The organism is Sphingobium fluviale (assembly GCF_004122115.1).
GTDB lineage: Bacteria > Pseudomonadota > Alphaproteobacteria > Sphingomonadales > Sphingomonadaceae > Sphingobium > Sphingobium fluviale.
In genome coordinates this window covers 62,917-83,093 of the sequence record NZ_SBKP01000012.1, presented here as the reverse complement: position 1 = coordinate 83,093, position 20,177 = coordinate 62,917, and the positions used below count along the sequence as shown (strand labels likewise).

Annotated in this window: 19 protein-coding genes and 1 pseudogene; 9 read left to right on the top strand and 11 right to left on the bottom strand. The window is 61.2% G+C overall.

Going from position 1 to position 20,177, the window contains the following annotated elements; all coding sequences use genetic code 11:
- Window positions 1–35: 35 nt before the first annotated feature.
- The 9 genes and pseudogenes from EQG66_RS15760 to EQG66_RS11960 form a co-directional block, all read right to left on the bottom strand.
- Window positions 36–377 (bottom strand): annotated as a pseudogene (locus tag EQG66_RS15760) (PriCT-2 domain-containing protein); the annotation flags it as partial.
- Window positions 370–1,065 (bottom strand): DUF6371 domain-containing protein, encoded by a 696-nt coding sequence (locus tag EQG66_RS11995; protein WP_129404823.1) that lies wholly within the window; start codon window positions 1,063–1,065, stop codon window positions 370–372. The pseudogene EQG66_RS15760 and the gene EQG66_RS11995, both read right to left, overlap by 8 nt.
- Before the next feature lie 134 nt (window positions 1,066–1,199).
- Window positions 1,200–1,442 (bottom strand): helix-turn-helix transcriptional regulator, encoded by a 243-nt coding sequence (locus EQG66_RS15755; RefSeq protein ID WP_129404822.1) that lies wholly within the window; start codon window positions 1,440–1,442, stop codon window positions 1,200–1,202.
- A complete protein-coding gene (locus EQG66_RS11985; protein WP_129404821.1) occupies window positions 1,435–2,157 on the bottom strand; it encodes a hypothetical protein in 723 nt (240 codons plus the stop codon). The genes EQG66_RS15755 and EQG66_RS11985 overlap by 8 nt, the downstream gene beginning before the upstream one ends.
- 178 nt (window positions 2,158–2,335) lie before the next feature.
- Window positions 2,336–3,076, bottom strand: a complete 741-nt coding sequence (locus tag EQG66_RS11980) for a hypothetical protein (protein ID WP_129404820.1) — start codon at window positions 3,074–3,076, stop codon at window positions 2,336–2,338.
- 10 nt (window positions 3,077–3,086) lie between these two features.
- Complete coding sequence (locus EQG66_RS11975; RefSeq protein ID WP_164975672.1) at window positions 3,087–4,241, bottom strand: tyrosine-type recombinase/integrase; 1,155 nt, start codon at window positions 4,239–4,241, stop codon at window positions 3,087–3,089.
- 647 nt (window positions 4,242–4,888) lie between these two features.
- Complete coding sequence (locus EQG66_RS11970; RefSeq protein ID WP_181951807.1) at window positions 4,889–6,289, bottom strand: SPOR domain-containing protein; 1,401 nt, start codon at window positions 6,287–6,289, stop codon at window positions 4,889–4,891.
- 17 nt (window positions 6,290–6,306) lie between these two features.
- Entirely contained in the window at window positions 6,307–6,828 is a 522-nt protein-coding gene (locus EQG66_RS11965) for a hypothetical protein (RefSeq protein ID WP_129404818.1), read from the bottom strand.
- Between the two features lie 12 nt (window positions 6,829–6,840).
- Complete coding sequence (locus tag EQG66_RS11960; protein WP_129404817.1) at window positions 6,841–7,548, bottom strand: ParA family protein; 708 nt, start codon at window positions 7,546–7,548, stop codon at window positions 6,841–6,843.
- Between the two features lie 230 nt (window positions 7,549–7,778).
- Between EQG66_RS11960 and EQG66_RS11955 the strand changes: the two genes are divergently transcribed.
- Complete coding sequence (locus EQG66_RS11955; RefSeq protein ID WP_129404816.1) at window positions 7,779–8,741, top strand: SPOR domain-containing protein; 963 nt, start codon at window positions 7,779–7,781, stop codon at window positions 8,739–8,741.
- 2 nt (window positions 8,742–8,743) lie between these two features.
- On the opposite strand, the gene serB is transcribed toward EQG66_RS11955, so the two are convergent.
- The gene (gene serB / locus EQG66_RS11950) at window positions 8,744–9,625 is read right to left on the bottom strand and encodes a phosphoserine phosphatase SerB (protein WP_129404815.1); all 882 of its coding nucleotides are present in this window, start codon (window positions 9,623–9,625) and stop codon (window positions 8,744–8,746) included.
- Between serB and miaA the strand changes: the two genes are divergently transcribed.
- From miaA to EQG66_RS11910, 8 genes are all read left to right on the top strand, one after another.
- Window positions 9,624–10,580 carry a tRNA (adenosine(37)-N6)-dimethylallyltransferase MiaA gene (miaA, locus tag EQG66_RS11945; protein ID WP_129404814.1) on the top strand — a complete coding sequence of 319 codons (957 nt, stop codon included), beginning with the start codon at window positions 9,624–9,626 and terminating at the stop codon, window positions 10,578–10,580. The two genes, serB and miaA, sit on opposite strands and share 2 nt — an antisense overlap.
- 88 nt (window positions 10,581–10,668) lie before the next feature.
- Entirely contained in the window at window positions 10,669–12,414 is a 1,746-nt protein-coding gene (locus EQG66_RS11940; RefSeq protein ID WP_129404813.1) for an acetolactate synthase 3 large subunit, read from the top strand.
- A gap of 28 nt (window positions 12,415–12,442) precedes the next feature.
- On the top strand, window positions 12,443–12,778 hold the full coding sequence (locus tag EQG66_RS11935) for a hypothetical protein (protein ID WP_129404812.1): 336 nt from the start codon (window positions 12,443–12,445) through the stop codon (window positions 12,776–12,778).
- A 20-nt stretch (window positions 12,779–12,798) separates the two neighbouring features.
- On the top strand, window positions 12,799–13,308 hold the full coding sequence (gene ilvN / locus EQG66_RS11930; RefSeq protein WP_129404811.1) for an acetolactate synthase small subunit: 510 nt from the start codon (window positions 12,799–12,801) through the stop codon (window positions 13,306–13,308).
- An 84-nt stretch (window positions 13,309–13,392) separates the two neighbouring features.
- Entirely contained in the window at window positions 13,393–14,412 is a 1,020-nt protein-coding gene (gene ilvC, locus EQG66_RS11925; RefSeq protein ID WP_129404810.1) for a ketol-acid reductoisomerase, read from the top strand.
- A gap of 74 nt (window positions 14,413–14,486) precedes the next feature.
- Window positions 14,487–15,104 (top strand): YceI family protein, encoded by a 618-nt coding sequence (locus tag EQG66_RS11920; RefSeq protein WP_129404809.1) that lies wholly within the window; start codon window positions 14,487–14,489, stop codon window positions 15,102–15,104.
- A gap of 247 nt (window positions 15,105–15,351) precedes the next feature.
- On the top strand, window positions 15,352–17,025 hold the full coding sequence (leuA, locus tag EQG66_RS11915; protein ID WP_129404843.1) for a 2-isopropylmalate synthase: 1,674 nt from the start codon (window positions 15,352–15,354) through the stop codon (window positions 17,023–17,025).
- Between the two features lie 61 nt (window positions 17,026–17,086).
- Complete coding sequence (locus EQG66_RS11910; protein ID WP_129404808.1) at window positions 17,087–18,049, top strand: NAD(P)H-dependent flavin oxidoreductase; 963 nt, start codon at window positions 17,087–17,089, stop codon at window positions 18,047–18,049.
- A gap of 130 nt (window positions 18,050–18,179) precedes the next feature.
- On the opposite strand, the gene EQG66_RS11905 is transcribed toward EQG66_RS11910, so the two are convergent.
- Complete coding sequence (locus EQG66_RS11905) at window positions 18,180–20,105, bottom strand: potassium transporter Kup (protein ID WP_129404807.1); 1,926 nt, start codon at window positions 20,103–20,105, stop codon at window positions 18,180–18,182.
- Window positions 20,106–20,177 lie beyond the last annotated feature (72 nt).

The window sequence follows — 20,177 nt, the reverse complement described above, 5'->3', positions numbered from 1 at the left end:
GTAAAGGGTTTACCATCATAGGGCCGATCGAGTTCATCCCATTTGTGACGACAGGCTTCCTCTCCTTCATAGCCCCCAGCTTCGCTCGAAAGTCTATCAAAGAGGGTGAAGCCCGCCTCTCCATAGGGCTTCAACGCGCAGGCAAGATTGAACCAATCGCCATAAGAGCCAAGATCGATCCGTTCCGCCAGAACAAGGAAATTGAGCGCGTTCTGGAGGCGCGCCAGCGACCCGGCATTTATAGCAGCGCTAACGCTTTCCGCGCCCGGAGTGCGATCACCTGACCGGGATGAAGTTTGCCGTTCCGGTTCGAGCGGAAATGGCTCGGCATTGTCTAGAAGACTCCGGATAAAATCGCTATTGCCGACGTCATCCATGAGCTTCACTCGGAATTGGATCGGCCAAGTCCCACTTTTGGGGGAAACAGGGCGGTATCTTCACAACTTGAAACGACGCGGCCCCAACCGCATGCAGCAGCCCGCCAAGCTTGGGGATAACGGAAAGCCCTCCAGGATCATTATCGGGCCAAAGGACTATTGTTCGACCTGCGCAGGGACGGAAATCCGCCTTGCCTACTGCCTTGCACCCGCCCGACCATGTCATTGCGACGAAATCGGGAAATATCCTGCGGGCCGCATCCGCGGCCTTCTCCCCCTCGACCAGCAAGATCGGCGCGTCTGGTCGCTTAGCAAGCAGGTCCAGCCCATAGAGCGGGCGGGGCGGCTCCAACGCCTTGACCTCCAGCATGGGACTGCAACCTATCGCCCCTGTCGAGCGTACAGGGAGCACCTGTTTACCCTTTTCGGGGTGGTCGAGCCGTACAGCACCAGCGATGATTGCGCCTCCCGCATCGCGATAACAATAGAGCGAAGTGAATCGATACCCGTCACTCAAGTGACGACTGACCGGTGCTTTTGCGCCCCTAGCAAAGTTGTCGAACAGCCATTCGGGGTCCCAACGCAGCGGAAATGGTATAATGCCTAAATCAGTGGTAGAGTTGCGCTCCCTACCCAATGCCACACGCTCGTCGATTGTAGGTGATTTCGAGTAAATATAATCGATCATATAAATAAACTCATTTAATACTGTATATATTACTTTATAATACTGCTTGTTGCCAGCATTTTTATTTCGATATTACTATGTTAATAACCCCGCCGAAGCGGGATTATGTTTAGATCGGGTCCTGCCGTTTATCGCTAACGCGCGATCTTGGCTGCGAGCCAAGCCAGGACATCATACCGAAGAAAGCCCTTGCGGCTGGGGCTTATCGATATCTTTGGCACGAACTCACCGCGAGCATATAGCCGGTGAATTGTGGAGGGATGGACGCCCAGCAGATTAGCGGCTTCCTTTATGGACAGCACCAAACGCTCGCTCTCCGGATTCGGTACTATACTTCGAAGCGCGGAGGCAGATGCTGCGTTCAGTTGATCAAGCATGTTGAGCCTCTCCAACCGTGTCGCGTGGCGCCAACGGTTCCTTATTGGTGCAGCAAAAAGGGGGCAGGAAACTTTCCTGCTGAAGTGCTTTAACGACGACCGGGAATTGCTGAGCGATATCCTCGATGGAGAACTCCCACCCCGTGGTGGCCAAAGCGTCGACAACGAAGGAAGTTACCGATCCCGGCACAGCTTCGACCGACCGACCGTTCTTTACAAAACCCCCATCTGGCAATTCGCCTTTGTCATCAGACCAAAACTCCAGCAGTGGGTAGATCAGCTTCCTCAGCATCTGCTTCTCGCTTTCGTTGGAAGCCGAGCCATCGAAACCGCGGAGATCGTGAAGACAATGGATCGTAGCAACTGTCTCGAACACGCCTATGCCGTTTGAACCGCTGAGGAGCGCTGTGGCAATCGAGGCGTAATGGCTACTTTGTAGAATTTTTTCGGAAGTTCTGGCAATGTGAGCAAGGCTCCCACTATAGGCAATAATTTTTTGCTCATCATTTTTGCCTGTCACTGATTTCTGCCGAAACCAATATGATATAGCGCCAAAATTGTTGAATATATTCTTCAATTTTCTGTAATTTTTGAGACCATATATTTCAGTTATTACATCAGATTCTTCGACATAGTCTATTTGTTCACTTATATTAGAAAAGTGGTTATTTTCATTTTTGCCGAGTAATGTATTAGATTCTGGATAATATGCCATAAACATGCCCTTACTATTCGCCGCAACGTGCGTTGCGACGTTGCGTTAGGAGGAGAGAAGTCTTGTCCGGTGTACGGGCCCGACGTCCTTTGGTGTGGCCGCAGCGATCTACGCCATCTCGGCCAAGCCCCCTGTATCGGCATGTGTAGATACCGGCATTGTCACGACCGTCTGAGATTCAGGGTGCGGTTCTACCCTTGACTTGTCTTTTGCTGGTGAAAGCGATTCGGAGATCGTCCACAGAAAACTCGAAGCCAGTGCAGTACAAAATGTCGAACAGAAACTGGTCGCATTGCTCCGTTAGATCATTGAGCGTATCGCCAGGCTCCATCACGTCCAACATACTGTCCTTCCAACTGCGCCCTTGGTCGCGCCAAAATCTGTGGCACATGGCCACAGCCTTCTGAAGAACTATGTGCGCCCCGGAGCCATTGACCTTAATGCGGGGAAAATTGGCAACGGCATCAAGGCGCGCCCTAACGCCCTGCCAATATTCTTCAGGCTCCAGCAGGTAATGAATTGGAGTCAGCTCATCAGGTATCGATAGATCGGACGGCGGCCCCATATCAATGCCAGTGATCTGTTCCATGATAGAAGGGTTGTACTCAAATTCCTCTTCGAATTCTCGCGCTTGCTTTATTAGCTGGGCCAAAAGCTTGCTAGCACACGATGCCTGATCTCGCATCGAATCGATGGCTGCTGACGCAGCATTCCTGCTCTCTGTGAAGGAAGCTTTCGTCCAACCCGGCAGCATGTCGCGAGTGCTATATCCGCAAAGCACGTCATAAAGGGTTTGCACTTCCGCCACTGAAGAAAATCCATAACGCACGCAAAGCTCTTGCGCAGCGTGGAAAGGGCCGCCTAGCGCCGGAATAGGCAAAGGCTCCCAGCCGGAAAGATTGTTCCCAGCGCGGCTCATCCAAGCGCCCTCACGAGCGCGTTATCTTGCGGAGCCTCTTCTCCCATTTGGTCAAAGCCTCCCGCTTTTCGTGGATATACTCATGCCGGTTGTAGATGCGATCGACCTTACCATCCTCATGGTTGAGGACTTTGCGAGCGACCTCACGCGGGACGCCCAGCTCAGCCAACTTGCTCCTGACCGTGCGGCGCAGATCGTGGATGGTCCAGCCGGACGTGCCTGATGCTGCGTCCAGCTCCGCCTTGGTCTTGTTGAAATTGCTGCTTGCCGCTTCCCCATCGGTGGTGGTGAATACAAAGGCATCGTTACCGTGCCGTGGCAGTGTCGCGAGAACCGACAACGCGGCCTTGGTCAGCGGCACCGCATGTGGCCTGTCCTTCTTCACCTTCTCGCGCGGTATAGTCCAGGTGTTGCCGTCGATCTCGCACCAGCGCATGGTCGAGACCTCGCTGCGGCGCTGACCGGTCAGCAGAAACATCCGGTACATCTGCCAGTAGGGTGCGGGCAGACAGCCGGTCGCGATCCACACCGCCTTGATCTCGGCATCGCTCAGCACCCTGTCGCGCTCAGTGGTCTTGGCTGGCGGCTTGACCCCACTGCACGGGTTATACGCGATCATGTCGCGCCCCTCCGCCCAATTGAACAGCATCTTGAGGTAACGCAGCAGATTGACCGCCGCCTGCGGCTTTTCCGCTTCCATGATCTCGTCGATGATACGGATGATGTCACGCCGGACGATCTCGTGAACCGGGCGCTTGAAGAAGGGTGCCATAGGCTTGCTGCGCAACGCGCGTTCGATATTCTTCCACGACCGCGCATTGGGCTTCAGGTGCCGTTTGACATAGGCATCGACAAGCTCCTCATAGCTGAAGCTCTCATAGACCCGCGCCCGCCGTTCCCGCGCGTTTTCCGTATCCTGTGCGTCGCGCATCAGCTTTAGCGCTGTCGAGCGGGCAGCCGCCAAAGTCACCACCGGATATTTGCCGATGGTCTTGCGCCGCAGCTGTCCATTCACCCGGTACATGGCCGAGAAGGTGCGCGTGCCCATCACCGTTACGCGCAGATGCAGGCCGGGGCATAGCCCGTCCACATACTCAGCCCGCCCGCTCGGCGGTGTCAACGAAGGGCTTTGCAGCCATCGGTCAGTGAAACGGTGTTGAGCCATGTTGCCTGCGCTTGCGAAAAACGAGGCACCCAGATAGTACATATAGATTGTTGGTTGCAACAGGATGGAAAGTCAGGATATAGTCAATGCGCTATTGCAGGCTCTATCATAGTGTCGCAATACCAGTCATGGACACGCAGAAATTTATTTTCTGACCACAACCTCAGGATAGTGAAGGGTAACATGCGGGGTAACAGGCGACTGCGATTTGGTGACATCTCTTGATGATCAGTGATACGATCACAGATACATCGAAACGAGGCAAAAGCTCGTTCTTGAATATTTATGATAACTTATGCAATACTTGTCTAATTGCGTTGCCAAGGTTGGGGTCGAGGGTTCGAATCCCTTCGCCCGCTCCAGAATTTCCCAAATAATTACAGTGTTATAGGCCGTGACAGGCCCGTCGCGATTCGTGCAAATGTGCTGCGGGGTAGCAGCGGGCGGTTGTATAGGGGAATAGGTTTGGGGGCGATAAGGGTCTGTGTAGCGAGGGGTAGCGCGCAGTAGATCCAGATCAGGCGATAGCCAGATGCACGGTGGACGCGGATGACTTCATCATGGGGTGCCTTCAGAGGCAGCGCGATGCCCCCCCCCTATCGCCATAACGATTGCAAAATCATGTGGACAGGCCGGAATTCAGCCCCTCAACGCATGGCGAGGCGCGCGGGTGCCTTGGCCTTGGCCCAGCGGATCGGCGCGGCTTCCGGCCCGCCCATGCGGACAAAGCAGCTTCCGCCTTGCGCACGGACCGAGTCACAGAGCCGCACCGCGCCTGCACGGTCGCCAAATCCGGCGATGGCTACGCGATGAAAGTTTCTGCCGTTGACATTGGCCTGAGTAATAACCTGCGGGAACAGGCCCAGCCGCTCGTTGCCACGCACGGCCTGAGTCCAGCCTGCTTGCGCTGATTGCGGTGAGGAAAACGCGCCAAGCTGCACCAGCCAGGTTGAGCCTTTAGCCGCATCGACCGGCTGCCACAGCGCCACAGTGCGTGCGCCGGGGACAGGATTTTTCAGCAGCGGGCCAGGCGTGGGAGTGCGCAGCAGGGGCGAGAGCGACGTCTGGCCGGAGGCAGCCGGAGCGGGAGCAGCCAGTGCCTCCGGCGCAGCCACCGCCACGCGTATCGGTTTGCGCGGTGCGGGGATGAACTCCGGCACGATGGCTTGGCGCTCGTCCTCGCTCGCACTGGCAAGAGCGGGTACGGGGGTCGGCGCAGGAGCGGGTTCGTCAGCAATGGGAGCAGGAATAAAGTCGGTCGCAGGAGCGGCGTCGGCCAGTTGCGTGGGCGCGCTCTGGTTTGCCCCAAGCGCCAGACGCACGGGCAAGCCGGCATCGTCGGCCCGCGGAGCAACGCCCATCATCGCGATCACGCGCTGGCTGTCGGCGCCCGGCTGCGCGGCCTGCGCCCAGCCCAGCACGCGCTTGGCGGCATCGACTGGGGCGAGATCGAGCGAGGCGATCTGCCGCGCCTCGGTCCATTGACCCGAAAGCGCATAGGCATAAGCAAGGTTCTGCCGCTCCTTGGCGCCCGCTGTCGGGGCGTGAATGGCCTGCGACAATACGCGGATCGCTTCGTCCGGGTTGCCCGCCATCGCCATCGCCAGCCCATAGTCGGCGGCGGTGAGCTGATCGACCCGCTCTGTGAGCAGGCGCTGAGCGGCGGCTTTGTCTCCCTGCGCGACATGGATCAGCGCGAGGTTGACGACGGTGCGACCGTCGGTTGCGCCCAAAGTCAACGCATCCTCAAAGGCGGTGCGCGCCGAGGCGAAACGTCCGTCCATCAGATAGGCGCGGCCCAGCAGCGTGCGATAGTCCGCCTTGTCAGGCGATGTGGCGACGGCGGCCTCGGCAATCTGGATCGCCTTGGCAGCGTCCTTTGCGGCCAAAGCCTTTTCGGCGTCGCGCGCCTGCGCATCGGCCATGGTGGCGAGCTTGCCCGCGCTGACGCCTGCCTGTGTGTGCAGTGCCTGCCCTGTGCAGCCGACCATCGAGGTGGCTACGATCAGTGATGACACCGCGAGATTGGATATTGCCTTGCGTTTCATGGTGGTCCCCACATCCATTACTTTCGAACCGGATTGGCGCCGTCGGTCCCCGGCACCTGTTGCGCCAGCGCCTCGACTTGAGGCTGGCTGTTGAGAAAGGCGTCGAGCGCCTGTGTGACGATCTGTTGCGCGCTGCGGTTGTTCACCGCGCAGGCGAGGCGCAGGCGGAGGTGGCGCTCCGGGTCGAGCCGCAGCGTGAACGCCGCCTTGGCGCCGCGCGGGCGCACGATCGGCGCGGGCACCCACGGCTCGCGCTCTTCGGGTTCGGCCATCTGCTCGGCGAGATGCTCTCTCTGCTTCACGATTTCGGGCGCGGGTGCTTGCGCTTCGGGCGCCGGCATATCCTCGCGGATCATTGTCAGCGGGGCGGGCGGGGTCGTATCCTCGCCCATGTCGTTCCAGCCAAGATCCTCCTGCACCGAGAGCGGCAGGGTCGGTTTGTCTCCGCCCGGAATATAGCGGCGCATCGCGGGGCGAGCACCGCCCTTGCGGGCGAGAAGGCCGGAGGTGAGCGAAGCAAAGGGTTTGGGTTCGATCATCGCCGCCCCTCCTTACTGGCCGACCGTGCGGCGGCCAAAGCCAGCAGCGGGGCGCGCCATCGCGGCGGGGCCGGGCACCGAAAAGACGGTGCGACGGAAATTCTTTTCCAGCCGGTCCGAGATATAGCCCCAGAGCTGCTCCACCTCCTGCGCGGAGCGGCTGCCGGGGTTGACTTCCATAACCGTGCGCCCGTCGATCATGCTCGCGGCGAAATCGGTGCGCTGATGCACCACGACCGGCGCGACGGTGCCGTGCTGGGAAAGGGCGATGGCGGCCTCCTGCGTGATGCGCGCCTTGGGCGTGCCCGCGTTGACGACGAAGATCAGCGGCTTGCCCGCGCGCTCGCACAGATCAACCGTGGCGCCGACAGCGCGCAGATCATGCGGGCTGGGGCGGGTGGGGATGACGATCAGCTCCGCGACCGAGATCACGCTCTGGATCGCCATCGTGATCGCAGGAGGCGTATCGATGATGGCGAGCTTGAAGCCCTGCGCGCGCAGCGTTTCCAGATCATGCGCCAGCCGCGCGACCGTGGTCTCGGCAAAGGCGGGAACATCGGCCTCGCGCTCGTTCCACCAGTCGGCGAGCGAGCCTTGCGGATCGATATCGATCAGCACCACCGGCCCGGCACCCGCGAGTTCCGCCTGCACGGCGAGATGGCCGGACAAGGTGGTCTTGCCCGAACCGCCCTTTTGAGAAGCCAAAGCCAATACGCGCACGCAATTCCCCCGGATGGATTTAGTCGTGCGAGAGGGTAACTGGCGACGTCCTAACATTCTGTTAATTCGACAGCTGGGGAGTCCGTCTCAAAATCCACGAAAGTGCGGAATTTTGCTGACCTCCCACTCCCCCTGAGCAAGAGTTTACGATTAACGCAGTTTCCACCATTTTGCAGGCATGATAGCGCCGGAGCGCGCGGCAGAGATATCGCGCGAGTGGGAATGGACTTATGAAACATCGGATTTGCGTGGCGCTGGCCGCTCTTGCGATCATATCCGCTGCGCCCTCGGCCGTTGCGGATGTGAAGGCGGGCGTCGATGCCTGGGCGCAGGGCGACTATGCCAAGGCGCTCAAGCTCTGGCGGCCGCTGGCGCAAGCAGGCGATGCCGATGCGCAGTTCAACCTCGCGCAGGCCTATAAGCTGGGGCGCGGTGTGCCGCAGGATATGAACGCCGCGCTCGACTGGTATCAAAAGGCGCTGGTGCAGGGCCACCGCCAAGCCGAGGATGCCTTCGGCCTGCTGCTGTTTCAGCAGAACAGGCGGGTCGAGGCCATGCCCTATCTTCAGCGCTCTGCCGAAAGGGGAGAAGTGCGCGCGCAATATCTGGTTGGCATCGCGCTGTTCAATGGCGATCTGATCCCGCGCGACTGGGTGCGCGCCTATGCGCTGATGACTCGCGCCTCGGCGGCGGGGGTGGATCAGGCTTCCGCCGCTTTAGCCCAGATGGACCGCTATATCCCTGAGCCGCAGCGGCGCGACGGCCTTGCGCTGGCGGCGGCGATGGAGGCGCGCAAGGCACAGGCAACTGCTCCGGCGTTGGCGGGTGCGAGCCAGCCCATTCGCCCCGCGCCCAGCACCACGCCGATCCGCAGCGCGACCCTGCCGCCGTCCCAGCCCGCACCGCCGCCGGTGCCCTTACCCAAGCCGGCGCCAGCCCCCAAAGCCGCACCAGCCCCAAGCGGTTCATGGCAGATCCAGCTCGGCGCGTTCAGCGAGGCCGCACGGGCACAGGCCCACTGGAAGACGGTGGCCGCCAAAACTCCTGCGCTGGCCGCCGGGCCGCACCGGCTTGAGGCGGCCGGGGCAATGACGCGCCTGCTGGCGGGGTCGTTGACGACACGTGCGGAGGCTGACGCGCTGTGCGCGAAGGTAAAAGCCGCCGGGGCGGACTGTATCGTCAAGCCGCGCTGAGATCAGTCCCTGACCCAATCCTTGCGCGCGATGCCCGCCGCATAGAGCAGAGCGGAAAGGTCGCCATGCCGGATCTCGGCATCAGCCGCAGCGCGGGTCTTTTCCTTGGCGTGATAGGCGACGCCCAGCCCGGCCGCCTCGATCATCGGTATGTCGTTCGCGCCATCGCCGATCGCGATGCTGAGCGCGGCGTCGAGGCCCAGCGCCGTGAGCGCCTCCTCCAGCTCCGCCTGCTTGCGCGCGGAATCGACGATCGGGAACTGCACCGTGCCGCTGAGCGCGCCACCCGCAATGTCCAGCACGTTCGCCACCACCTTGTTAAAGCCAATCTCGGCCGCCACCGGCTCGGCGAAGCGGGTAAATCCGCCCGACACAAGCACGGTGTGGCAGCCGCGCGCGCGCAAAGTCTGGATCAGCGTCTTTGCGCCCGGCATCAGCTTCACACGCTCTGCGCGGCACCGCTCGATCATCGCTTCATCAAGGCCCGCGAGCAGGGCAACGCGCGCCTTCAGCGCTTCGGCGAAGTCCAGCTCGCCGCGCATCGCCCGCTCCGTCACCTCGGCGATCTGTGGCTTGATCCCTGCATAATCGGCCAGCTCGTCGATGCACTCGATGGTGATCATCGTCGAGTCCATGTCCGCCACCAGCAGCTTTTTCTCGCGCGTGGCTTGCGGCTGCACGATCACGTCGATCGCGCCGGGCAGCGCCTGAAGCGTAGAGCGTACAGCAATCGGGTCTCCCTCGAACAGGATGTCCGCCGCCTCGCCCGGTTCGATTACCGCGCTCGCGGCCACCCGCGCACCAGTGGCGGCCACCCGGTCCGCCGCTTCGGCAATATCCCCCTGCCCTAAGGAGCCTTGAGCGACTAAGGTGGCGACGAACATGAGCAAACCTTCCAATTTCCCGACCGAATCCCCCCGGCCCCGGCTCGCGCTTATTGCCGGGCCGACGGCGAGCGGCAAGAGCGCACTCGCGCTGGCGCTGGCGGAGGGAGCGAACGGCGTCATCATCAATGCCGACGCCAGCCAGGTCTATGCCGACCTTGATGTGCTTTCGGCCCGGCCATCGGCGGCAGAGATGGCCCGCGCGCCGCACCGCCTGTTTGGCATGCGCGATGGTGCGCGCCCGTGCTCGGCTGCCGACTGGGCGGAACTCGCCAAGGCGGAGATAACAGCGGCGCACGCGGCGGGGCGGTTGCCGATATTGGTAGGGGGCACCGGCCTTTATATCCGTACATTGCTGGATGGCATTGCACCGGTGCCGGAGATTGACGCTGAGGTGCGCGCCACAGTGCGCGGCATGCCGGTGGAGGAGGCCTATGCTGCCTTGATGCGCGAGGACGCGCCCGCCGCTGCGCGTTTGGCACCGGCAGACAGCGCGCGGACGATGCGCGCGCTTGAGGTGATCCGCTCTACAGGGCGCAGCATCCTCGATTGGCGGACGGAGAAATCGGGCGGGATCGGGGATGTGGTCGATCTGCACCCGCTCATCCTGCTGCCCCCGCGTGAGCGGCTCTATGCGCGGTGCGATGCCCGGTTCGAGGCGATGCTGGACCAAGGCGCAATAGACGAGGTGGAGGCGCTGCTCGCGCGTAATCTTGCGCCCGATCTGCCGGTGATGCGCGCGATCGGCGTGCCGGAAATCGCGGGCTGGCTGATGGGCAAAATGTCTCGCGAGGCGATGATTGCCCAAGCGCAGGCGGCTACCCGCCAATATGCCAAGCGGCAGTATACATGGTTCTCCCGCCAGCCGCCAGCACATTGGCCGCGCCGCTCCGATATATATAACAACAATGACAATAATATTGTAATTAAATTATTCAAAGAGTTGTTGACATAGCATTTTATGTCTCATAGGTGCGGCCAACCCAAGGAATGACGCGCGATTCGGCCGCGCCATGCTGCGGGAAGCACAAGGAGACTATACCGTGTCGGAATTGAGCGGCGCTGAGATATTGCTGCAATGCCTGGTCGATCTGGGGGTCGAGGTCGTGTTCGGCTATCCCGGCGGCGCGGTGCTGCCCATTTACGACGTGCTTTATAACCACCCAACCATCAAGCATGTGCTTGTGCGCCATGAACAGGGCGCGACGCACATGGCGGAGGGCTATGCCCGCTCCACCGGCAAGCCCGGCGTGGTGCTCGTCACCTCCGGCCCCGGCGCGACCAACGCGATCACCGGCATCACTGACGCGCTGATGGACTCGATCCCGCTGGTCGTCATCACCGGGCAGGTCGCCACGCAGCTGATCGGCACCGATGCGTTTCAGGAGGCGGACACAGTCGGCCTTACGCGCCACTGCACCAAGCATAACTATCTGGTCAAATCGCCGGACAGGCTTGCGCATATCGTGCACGAGGCGTTTCATATCGCCACTTCCGGGCGCCCCGGCCCGGTCGTGATTGATATTCCGAAGAATGTACAGGTCGCCACCGCGCCCTATGAACGGCCGGACCTGTCCAACCATGTCAGCTATCGTCCGCAATTGAAGGCCGATCCGGCGCTGATTGAACAGGCCGCGGCGATGATCGCGGCGGCGGAACGGCCGATCTTCTATACCGGCGGCGGCGTCATCAATGCGGGGCCTGAGGCCTCCACGCTGCTGCGGGAGCTGGCGGAGCTGACTGGTGCGCCCGTCACCTCGACCCTGATGGGCCTTGGCGCGTTTCCGGCTTCCTCGGATCAGTGGCTCGGCATGCTCGGCATGCACGGCACATACGAAGCCAATATGGCGATGAACAAGGCCGACCTTATCATCAATATCGGCGCGCGGTTCGATGATCGCGTGACCGGGCGGCTGGATGCGTTCTCGCCCGCCTCCAAGAAAATTCACATCGACATCGACCGCAGCTCGATCAACAAGATCGTGATGACCGATCTCGGCATTGTTGCCGACGCCGCGAGCGCGCTTGCGGATTTGATCGCCGCCTGGAAAAAGGCCGGGCACAAGGCCGCCGATCTTGAGGAATGGTGGGCGCGCATCGCGGGCTGGCGCGCGCGCAAGAGCCTCGATTATCCTGATGGCGGGGCGGAAATCATGCCGCAGCGTGCGATTGCCGATCTGTTCAAGGCCACACGCGGCAGGGATACGATCATCACCACCGAAGTCGGCCAGCACCAGATGTGGGCGGCACAGCATTATCCCTTCGACGCGCCGAACAAGTGGCTGACCTCTGGTGGCCTCGGCACAATGGGCTATGGCTTCCCGGCTGCCATTGGCGCGCAGATGGGCAATCCGGACAGCCTCGTCATCTGCGTCGCTGGGGATGCCAGCATCCAGATGAACATTCAGGAGCTGGGCACCGCCACGCAATATCGCCTGCCGGTCAAGATATTCATCCTCAATAACGAATATATGGGCATGGTCCGCCAGTGGCAGGAGCTGACCTATGAAAGCCGCTATTCGGAAAGCTATTCGGATAGCCTGCCCGATTTCGTGAGGCTCGCCGAGGCCTATGGCTGGACCGGGATCCGCATCGAGGGGCCGCAGGAGCTGGAGGCCGGTATCCGCCAAATGATCGAGACGCCGGGGCCGGTGATGGTCGATTGCCGGGTGGCGAAGCTGACCAACTGCTTCCCGATGATCCCGTCTGGCGCGGCGCACACCGAAATGCTGCTCGATCCCAGCCAGATTTCCGGCACACTGGCGGATGAGGCCAAGGCTCTGGTATAGGGGCACATTCACCAGCCGGAGTGCCCCCATGCCTGAACTTCTGAAACTGCGTGTCCACATCACCGAACCGTGGGATTTCGCGCGCCAGAACGAGGGTCGGGAGGAGTTGACCGGCTGGACATATGATCAGGAGATAGACGAACTGGAGGAATGGGAGATCGAGCTGGATGCGGGCTATGAGCTGCATGCCGTGGTGCACACGCGCATCCTCGTCAGCGCCCGGTATGTGGGGGAGCATCTGTCCAAGGTGCTGGATGCGATTGTCGGCTTTCCGGTGCGCATCGCCCACCGGATAAACGGCGAATGGCATTATGCGATGGCGGGGATGCTCTCTGTCCGGCGCGAGAAGGAAGAAGAGATTTAGAGGTTTAGGGGCAACGCCAAATGCATATTACCGAAGAACTGAGCGAGCGGCATGTCCTCTCGATCACCGTCACCAACGAGGCGGGCATCCTGGCGAAGATCGCCGGGCTGTTCACCGCGCGCGGTTATAATATCGAGAGCCTGACAGTTGCCGACATATCGGACAATCATCAGGTCAGCCGCATCACCATCGTCACCAACGGCCCGCCACGCGTGATCGACCAGATCATCGCCCAGCTCGACCGGCTGGTGCCGGTGCATAATGTCGCGGACCTCACCGCCAACGGCCCGTTCGTGGAGCGAGAGCTGGCTTTGGTGAAGGTAGCGGGAACGGGCGAACATCGCATCGAGGCTTTGCGCATCGCCGATATCTTCCGCGCCAAGGTGGTGGATACCACCACGACCAGCTTCATCTTCGAGATCACCGGCCCGACTGACAAGGTCAACACCTTCATTGGCCTGATGCGCGAGCTGGGGCTGGTGGAGGTTGGCCGCACCGGCATCGTCGGCATGGTGCGCGGCAGGGATTGACCCCTCAAGATTTTCAACCCATAGGCCGGTCGTTTTTCGCGGCGCGGCGCAGTTTCAGCATATAATCCGAAGGAAAGTGTCATCATGAAGGTTTATTATGATCGCGATGCCGATCTCGGCATCATCAAGAACAAGAAGATCGCCGTTCTCGGCTATGGCAGCCAGGGCCACGCCCATGCGCAGAACCTGCGCGACAGCGGCGTTGCCGAAGTCGCCATCGCGCTGCGCCCCGGCTCGGCCAGCGCCAAGAAGGCGGAAGGCGCGGGCTTCAAGGTGCTGCCCAATGCCGAGGCCGCCGCATGGGCCGATATTTTGATGATCCTGGCGCCCGATGAATTCCAGATGGACATCTATAACGCTGACATTCATGCGAACATCCGCCCCGGCGCAGCTTTGGCCTTCGCGCATGGCCTCAACGTGCATTTCGGCCTGATCGAGCCGCGCGCGGATGTGGACGTCATCATGATCGCGCCCAAGGGGCCGGGCCACACCGTCCGCTCCGAATATCAGCGCGGCGGCGGTGTGCCCTGCCTCATCGCGATCCATCAGGACGCGACCGGCAATGCCCATGAAATCGCGCTCGCTTATGCCAGCGGCGTTGGCGGGGGCCGCTCCGGCATCATCGAGACCAACTTCAAGGAAGAGTGCGAGACCGACCTGTTCGGCGAGCAGGCAGTGCTGTGCGGCGGCCTCTCCCACCTCATCATGGCGGGCTTCGAGACGCTGGTCGAGGCCGGTTACGCGCCGGAAATGGCCTATTTCGAGTGCCTGCATGAAACCAAGCTGATCGTTGACCTGATGTATGAGGGCGGCATCGCCAACATGCGCTATTCGATCTCCAACACCGCCGAATATGGCGATTATCACACCGGCCCGCGCGTCATCACTGACGAGACCAAGGCCGAGATGAAGCGGGTGCTGAAGGACATTCAGGAGGGCAAGTTCGTCCAGCGCTTCATGACCGACATCAAGACCGGCTATCCAGAAATGAAGGCGAAGCGCAAGCTGCAGGCCCAGCACCCGATCGAGAAGACCGGTGCGGAGCTGCGCGCCATGATGCCTTGGATCGGCGCGAACAAGCTGGTGGACAAGGACAAGAACTGATCCGTCGCAAAAGGCTATACATTCGAGGGGCGCTGCCTATTCTGGCGGCGCCCTTTTTGCATCTGGAGGATAGCATGCGCGCATTTGCTTTGGCGGTCTGTTTTGTTGCCGCGACCTCGACCGGAGTCGCTGTCTATGCCCAGATGCCGGCGGAAGTTCCAGGTAAGCCTGATCCCACGCGGGTGACAGGCGGCACCTATACGGTCGACCCCGGCCATACGCAGGTTGCCTTCCGCTATAATCATCTGGGATTTTCCAATAATATGGGCCTGATCCCGGCGTCCGGTGGCAGCCTGACGCTCGATCCCAAGGCGCCGGAGAAGGCGCAGGTGACAGTGACTTTCGCGGTGGCCGCCCTGCGCAGCAGCGTGCCTGCGCTCGACGAGCATCTGATGAAGGCTGATTTCTTCGACGCAGCGAAATTCCCGACCGCGACTTTCCAGTCCACCTCCGTGAAGGTTTCCGGGCAGACCGCGCAGATCACCGGCAAGCTGACGATTAAGGGCATCACCAAGGATGTGACGCTTAACGCCCGCTTCGTCGGCGCGGGGATGAACGCTATGGCGAAGAAAGAGACGGTCGGCTTTGATGCGGAAGCGCAGATCAAGCGCAGCGACTTCGGACTGGGCTATGGCGTGCCGATGGTGGGCGACGATGTGTCACTCCAGATCACAGCCGCTTTCGAGAAATAACGCACCAATTCTGACGGCGTCGAGGACGCCCTGGCAAATAATACTGGACTTTCTTAACCCTCCGCCTCTATGGCGGAGGCATGGCACGGAATCTGCCCCTGCTGCTTCTACGACTTACACGCCCTTAGGCGTGTCTTTTGCGCTGGCCGTCAGGGCCGCGCGCACTGCCTAAGGGCTATCAAAACCTCTCGACAGTCGTATCAGGGCGCGTAAAGAGCGCCGCAAATTGCAGGAATATATCATGACCATGCTCGCAGACCCCTCGGTCAAATATCGCCCGTTCCCGCAGGTTGACCTGCCCGATCGCCAATGGCCCAGCCGCACGATCACCAAGCCGCCGATCTGGCTCTCCACCGATATGCGCGACGGCAACCAGTCGCTGATCGACCCGATGAACGCGGAGAAGAAGCAGCGCTTTTTCGAGCTGCTCTGCAAGATAGGCGTCAAGGAGATCGAAGTGGGCTTCCCTTCGGCCGGCGCGACCGAGTTCGATTTCATCTCCGGCCTCGTGAAAAACGGCCTCATCCCGGACGACGTCACCGTGCAGGTGTTGACGCAGGCGCGCGCTGACCTGATCGGCACCACGTTCGAGTCTCTGCGTGGCGCGAAGGCCGCGATCGTGCATGTGTACAACGCCGTGTCGCCCGCGTGGCGGCGGATCGTCTTCGGCATGGAACGCAGCGAGGTACGGGATATCGCCATCAACGCCGCGAAGCTGCTGCGCGATCATGCTGGCGCCCAGCCCGACACCGACTGGCGCTTTGAATACAGCCCGGAAACCTTTTCCACCGCCGAGCTGGATTTCAGCCTTGAGTGCTGCGAGGCGGTGATGGACATCCTCCAGCCCACGCCCGAAAAACCGCTGATCCTGAACCTGCCCGCCACTGTCGAAGCGGCGAGCCCCAACATCTATGCCGACCAGATCGAGTGGATGTGCCGCAACATCTCGCGCCGGGATTCAGTCATCATCTCGCTCCATCCGCATAACGACCGCGGCACAGGCGTTGCGGCGGCGGAGCTGGGGCTGATGGCAGGCGCGGACCGGATCGAGGGCTGCCTGTTCGGCAATGGCGAGCGCACCGGCAATTGCGACATCGTGACGGTCGGCCTCAACCTCTACACCCAGGGCATCCACCCCGGCCTCGATTTCTCGGATATCGACGAGGTGATCCAGACGGTCGAATATTGCAACCAGCTGCCCGTACACCCGCGCCACCCCTATGCGGGTGAGCTGGTGTTCACCGCCTTTTCCGGCAGCCATCAGGACGCAATCAAGAAGGGCTTTGCCGCGCAGGAAGCGCGCAACGACCAGTTGTGGGATGTGCCCTATCTCCCAATCGACCCGGCAGACCTCGGCCGTAACTATGAGGCGGTGATCCGCGTCAACTCGCAATCCGGCAAGGGCGGCGTCGCCTGGGTACTGCAGCAGGACAAGGGTTTGAAGCTGCCCAAGCGTATGCAGGCGGATTTCAGTCGCGTGGTTCAGGACATGGCCGACCAGACCAGCCGCGAGCTAAACGCCGCCGACATCTGGGACGCGTTCCAGAGCCATTACCGCCTGACTGACGGCCAGCCCGTGCGCCTGATCGACTATCAGGAGACCGGCCCGGCGGGCGACCGCATCTTCGTCGGCAAGGTGGCGATGAACGGCGAAGAGCGCAGCATCTCTGGCCGTGGCAACGGCCTCATTTCGTCCATCCTGGCGGCTTTGCGCGAGGAGCTGGGCGTCGATCTGGAGGTGGTCGACTATAGCGAACACGCCATCGGCGCGGGAACCGATGTCAATGCCGCCGCCTATGTCGAGTGCAAGGCGGCAGATGGCAGAACTATTTTTGGTGTGGGTACAGATGCCGATGTCGCTACGGCATCCGTGCAGGCGGTGCTGTCTGCCGCCAATGCTGTGCTGGTCGCGCGGCAATAAGGGCTTGAGCAGGGCGCACACACGGGCTTAGGTGCACGGATACGACCACAAGGGGGACACGATGCTCACGACCACAAGCCTGCAATCCCGCCTCAGCCTGCCGTTGATAGGCTCGCCGATGTTCATCATCTCCGGGCCGGAGCTGGTTATCGCCCAGTGCAAGGCGGGGATCGTAGGTGCCTTCCCGGCGCTCAATGCGCGGCCACAGAGCCAGCTCGACGAGTGGCTGCACCAGATCACCGAGGAGCTTAGCGCTTGGGACAAGGCGCACCCGGATACGCCCGCCGCGCCCTTTGCCGTGAACCAGATCGTGCATAAATCCAACGCGCGGCTGGAAGACGACATGACCACCTGCGCCAAGTGGAAGGTGCCGGTCGTCATCACGTCGCTGGGCGCGCGGGAAGATGTGAACGCCGGGGTGCAGGGTTGGGGCGGCATCACGCTGCATGATGTCATCAACGACCGCTTTGCACATAAGGCGATTGAGAAAGGCGCGACCGGGCTGATCGCGGTGGCGGCAGGCGCGGGCGGCCACGCCAGCACCTTGTCGCCCTTCGCGCTCATTCAGGAAATCCGCCAATGGTTCGACGGCATGCTGGTGCTTTCGGGGGCGATCGCCAACGGTCGTTCGGTGCTTGCGGCCCGCGCTTGTGGAGCGGACTTCGCCTATGCGGGCAGCGTGTTCATCGCCACAGAGGAATGCCGCGCCTCACCCGCCTACAAGCAGGGCATCGTCGAAGGACGGGCAAACGACATCGTCTATTCCAGCCTGTTCACCGGCGTACATGGCAATTATCTGCGCGGCTCGATCATCGCGGCGGGCATGGACCCGGATAATCTGCCCGAAGGCGACCCCAGCAAGATGGATTTCGGCTCCGGCGGATCATCTGATGCCAAGGCATGGCGTGACATCTGGGGATCGGGCCAGGGTATTGGCGCTGTCGACAAGGTAGTAAGCGTCGCTGAACTGGTCGCGCGGATGAAACGGGAATATGAGGCGGCAAGGGCCACGCTCTGCGGCTGAATAGATATTACACCATTTCGTCACCCTGAACTCGTTTCAGGGTCCATTCTTCCACATGACCATTAGTTCGCCGGGGCGAAATGGATGCTGAAACAAGTTCAGCATGACGTTCAAAATGGGTTCGGAGTGATTAAATCTCTACCTGAGACCCCAGTTCCACCACGCGGTTTGTCGGCAGGCGGAAGAATTCCATCGCGCTTTCAGCGTTGCGCAGCATCCAGGCGAACAGCTTCTCGCGCCAAACCGCCATGCCCGGCCGCGCGGAGGGCAACAGCGTCTGGCGCGCGAGGAAGAAGCTGGTGTCCATCATCTTGAAGCTCTGGCCGCAGCCCTCGACCCGTTTCAGCGCAGCGGGCACGTCTGGCTCCTGCATGAAGCCGTAATGCAGCACGAGGCGGAAGAATCCCCGGCCCAGATCCTCCAGCTGGCAGCGCGTTTCATCCTGCACCACCGGCACGTCGGCGATCTTCACGGTGAGGAGGATCACCCGCTCATGCAGCACCTTGTTGTGCTTGAGGTTATGCAGCAATGCGTGCGGCACGCCATCCGCCGATGAGGTCATGAACACCGCCGTGCCGGGCACGCGCACCGCGCTGTTGGCGGCAGACGCGACGAACACAGGGATTGGCATCGCCGATTCGCGCATCCGCTCGATCATCAGCTTGCGCCCGCGCGACCATGTCGTGAGCAGGGTGAAGACGATGAGACCGATGAGCAGCGGGAACCAGCCGCCATCAGGGATTTTGGTAAGGTTGGCGGCGAGATAGGCGCCATCGACGATATAGAACACCGAGAGCAGGGCCACCGCGCCGCTCCAGTGCCATTTCCACAGGCGGAACAGCACGACGGTCAACAGCACATTGTCGATGAACATCGCGCCCGTGACAGCAATGCCATAGGCCGCGGTGAGGTTGGACGATGTGCGGAACGAGAGGACGAGGATGATCACCATCGTCATCAGGCCCCAGTTGATGAGCGGGATGTAGATTTGCCCGGCTGTCGACGCGCTGGTATGCGCGATGCGCAGGCGCGGCATGAAACCGAGCTGGATCGCCTGCTGCGTGACGGAAAACGCGCCCGATATCACCGCCTGAGAGGCGATGATCGCCGCCAGCGTCGCGATGCCGATCAGCGGCAGCTGAAGGTAGACGGGGGCAAGATTGTAAAACGGGCTTTCGAGCGCGGCATAGCCCTCACGCGTCAGCAGCGCGCCTTGGCCCATATAGTTGAGCATCAAGGCGGGCAGCACAAACACCAGCCAGGACACGCGGATCGGATTGCGCCCAAAATGCCCCATGTCGGCGTAGAGCGCCTCCGCGCCCGTCACCGCCAGCACGACGGAACCGAGCGCGAGGAACGCGGGCAGTGGGTCGGTCGCGAAAAACATCACCGCCCAATAGGGATTGAGCGCCGTGATGATGTGGGGCGTGGCCATGATGCTGATGACGCCAAGCGCCCCGATTGTGACGAAATAAGTCAGCATGATCGGCCCGAACAGCGCGGCAACGCGGCTCGTCCCTCCGCTCTGGATCGCGAACAGCCCGACGAGGATGGTGACGGCGGCTGGCAGGATCAGCGGCGCAAGACTGGGGTTATAGACCGCCAGACCTTCCACGGCAGAAAGCACCGACACCGCAGGCGTAATCATCGAATCGCCATAGAACAAGGCGGTGGCGAACACGCCGAGCAGCACGATGCCCGTTGTCCAGCGCCTGCCCTCGCTGTTGCGATTGATGAGCGCCAGCAGTGCGAGGCTGCCGCCCTCGCCCTTGTTGTCCGCCCGCATGATGATGCTGACATATTTCAGCGTCACCACCATCATCATTGACCAGAACATCAGGCTGATCACGCCGTAAATATGATCCGCATCTAGCGCGAGCGGATGATGCCCAGCGAAGGTTTCGCGGAAGGCGTAGAGCGGGCTGGTGCCAATGTCGCCAAACACGATGCCGATCGCGCCCACGGCCAGCTTCACTATGCCGTCATTGCCATGAGAATGGGATGGGGGGGATGCGGGCGCGGGTTGCTCGCTCGCCGTGCTGCTGTCTTCAGCCATATGCAAATGCCTTTGCAGGTCTCCGGGCGACCGATCGCGGGGCGTTAGCACAGCGTATAGTGCGGTGCAATA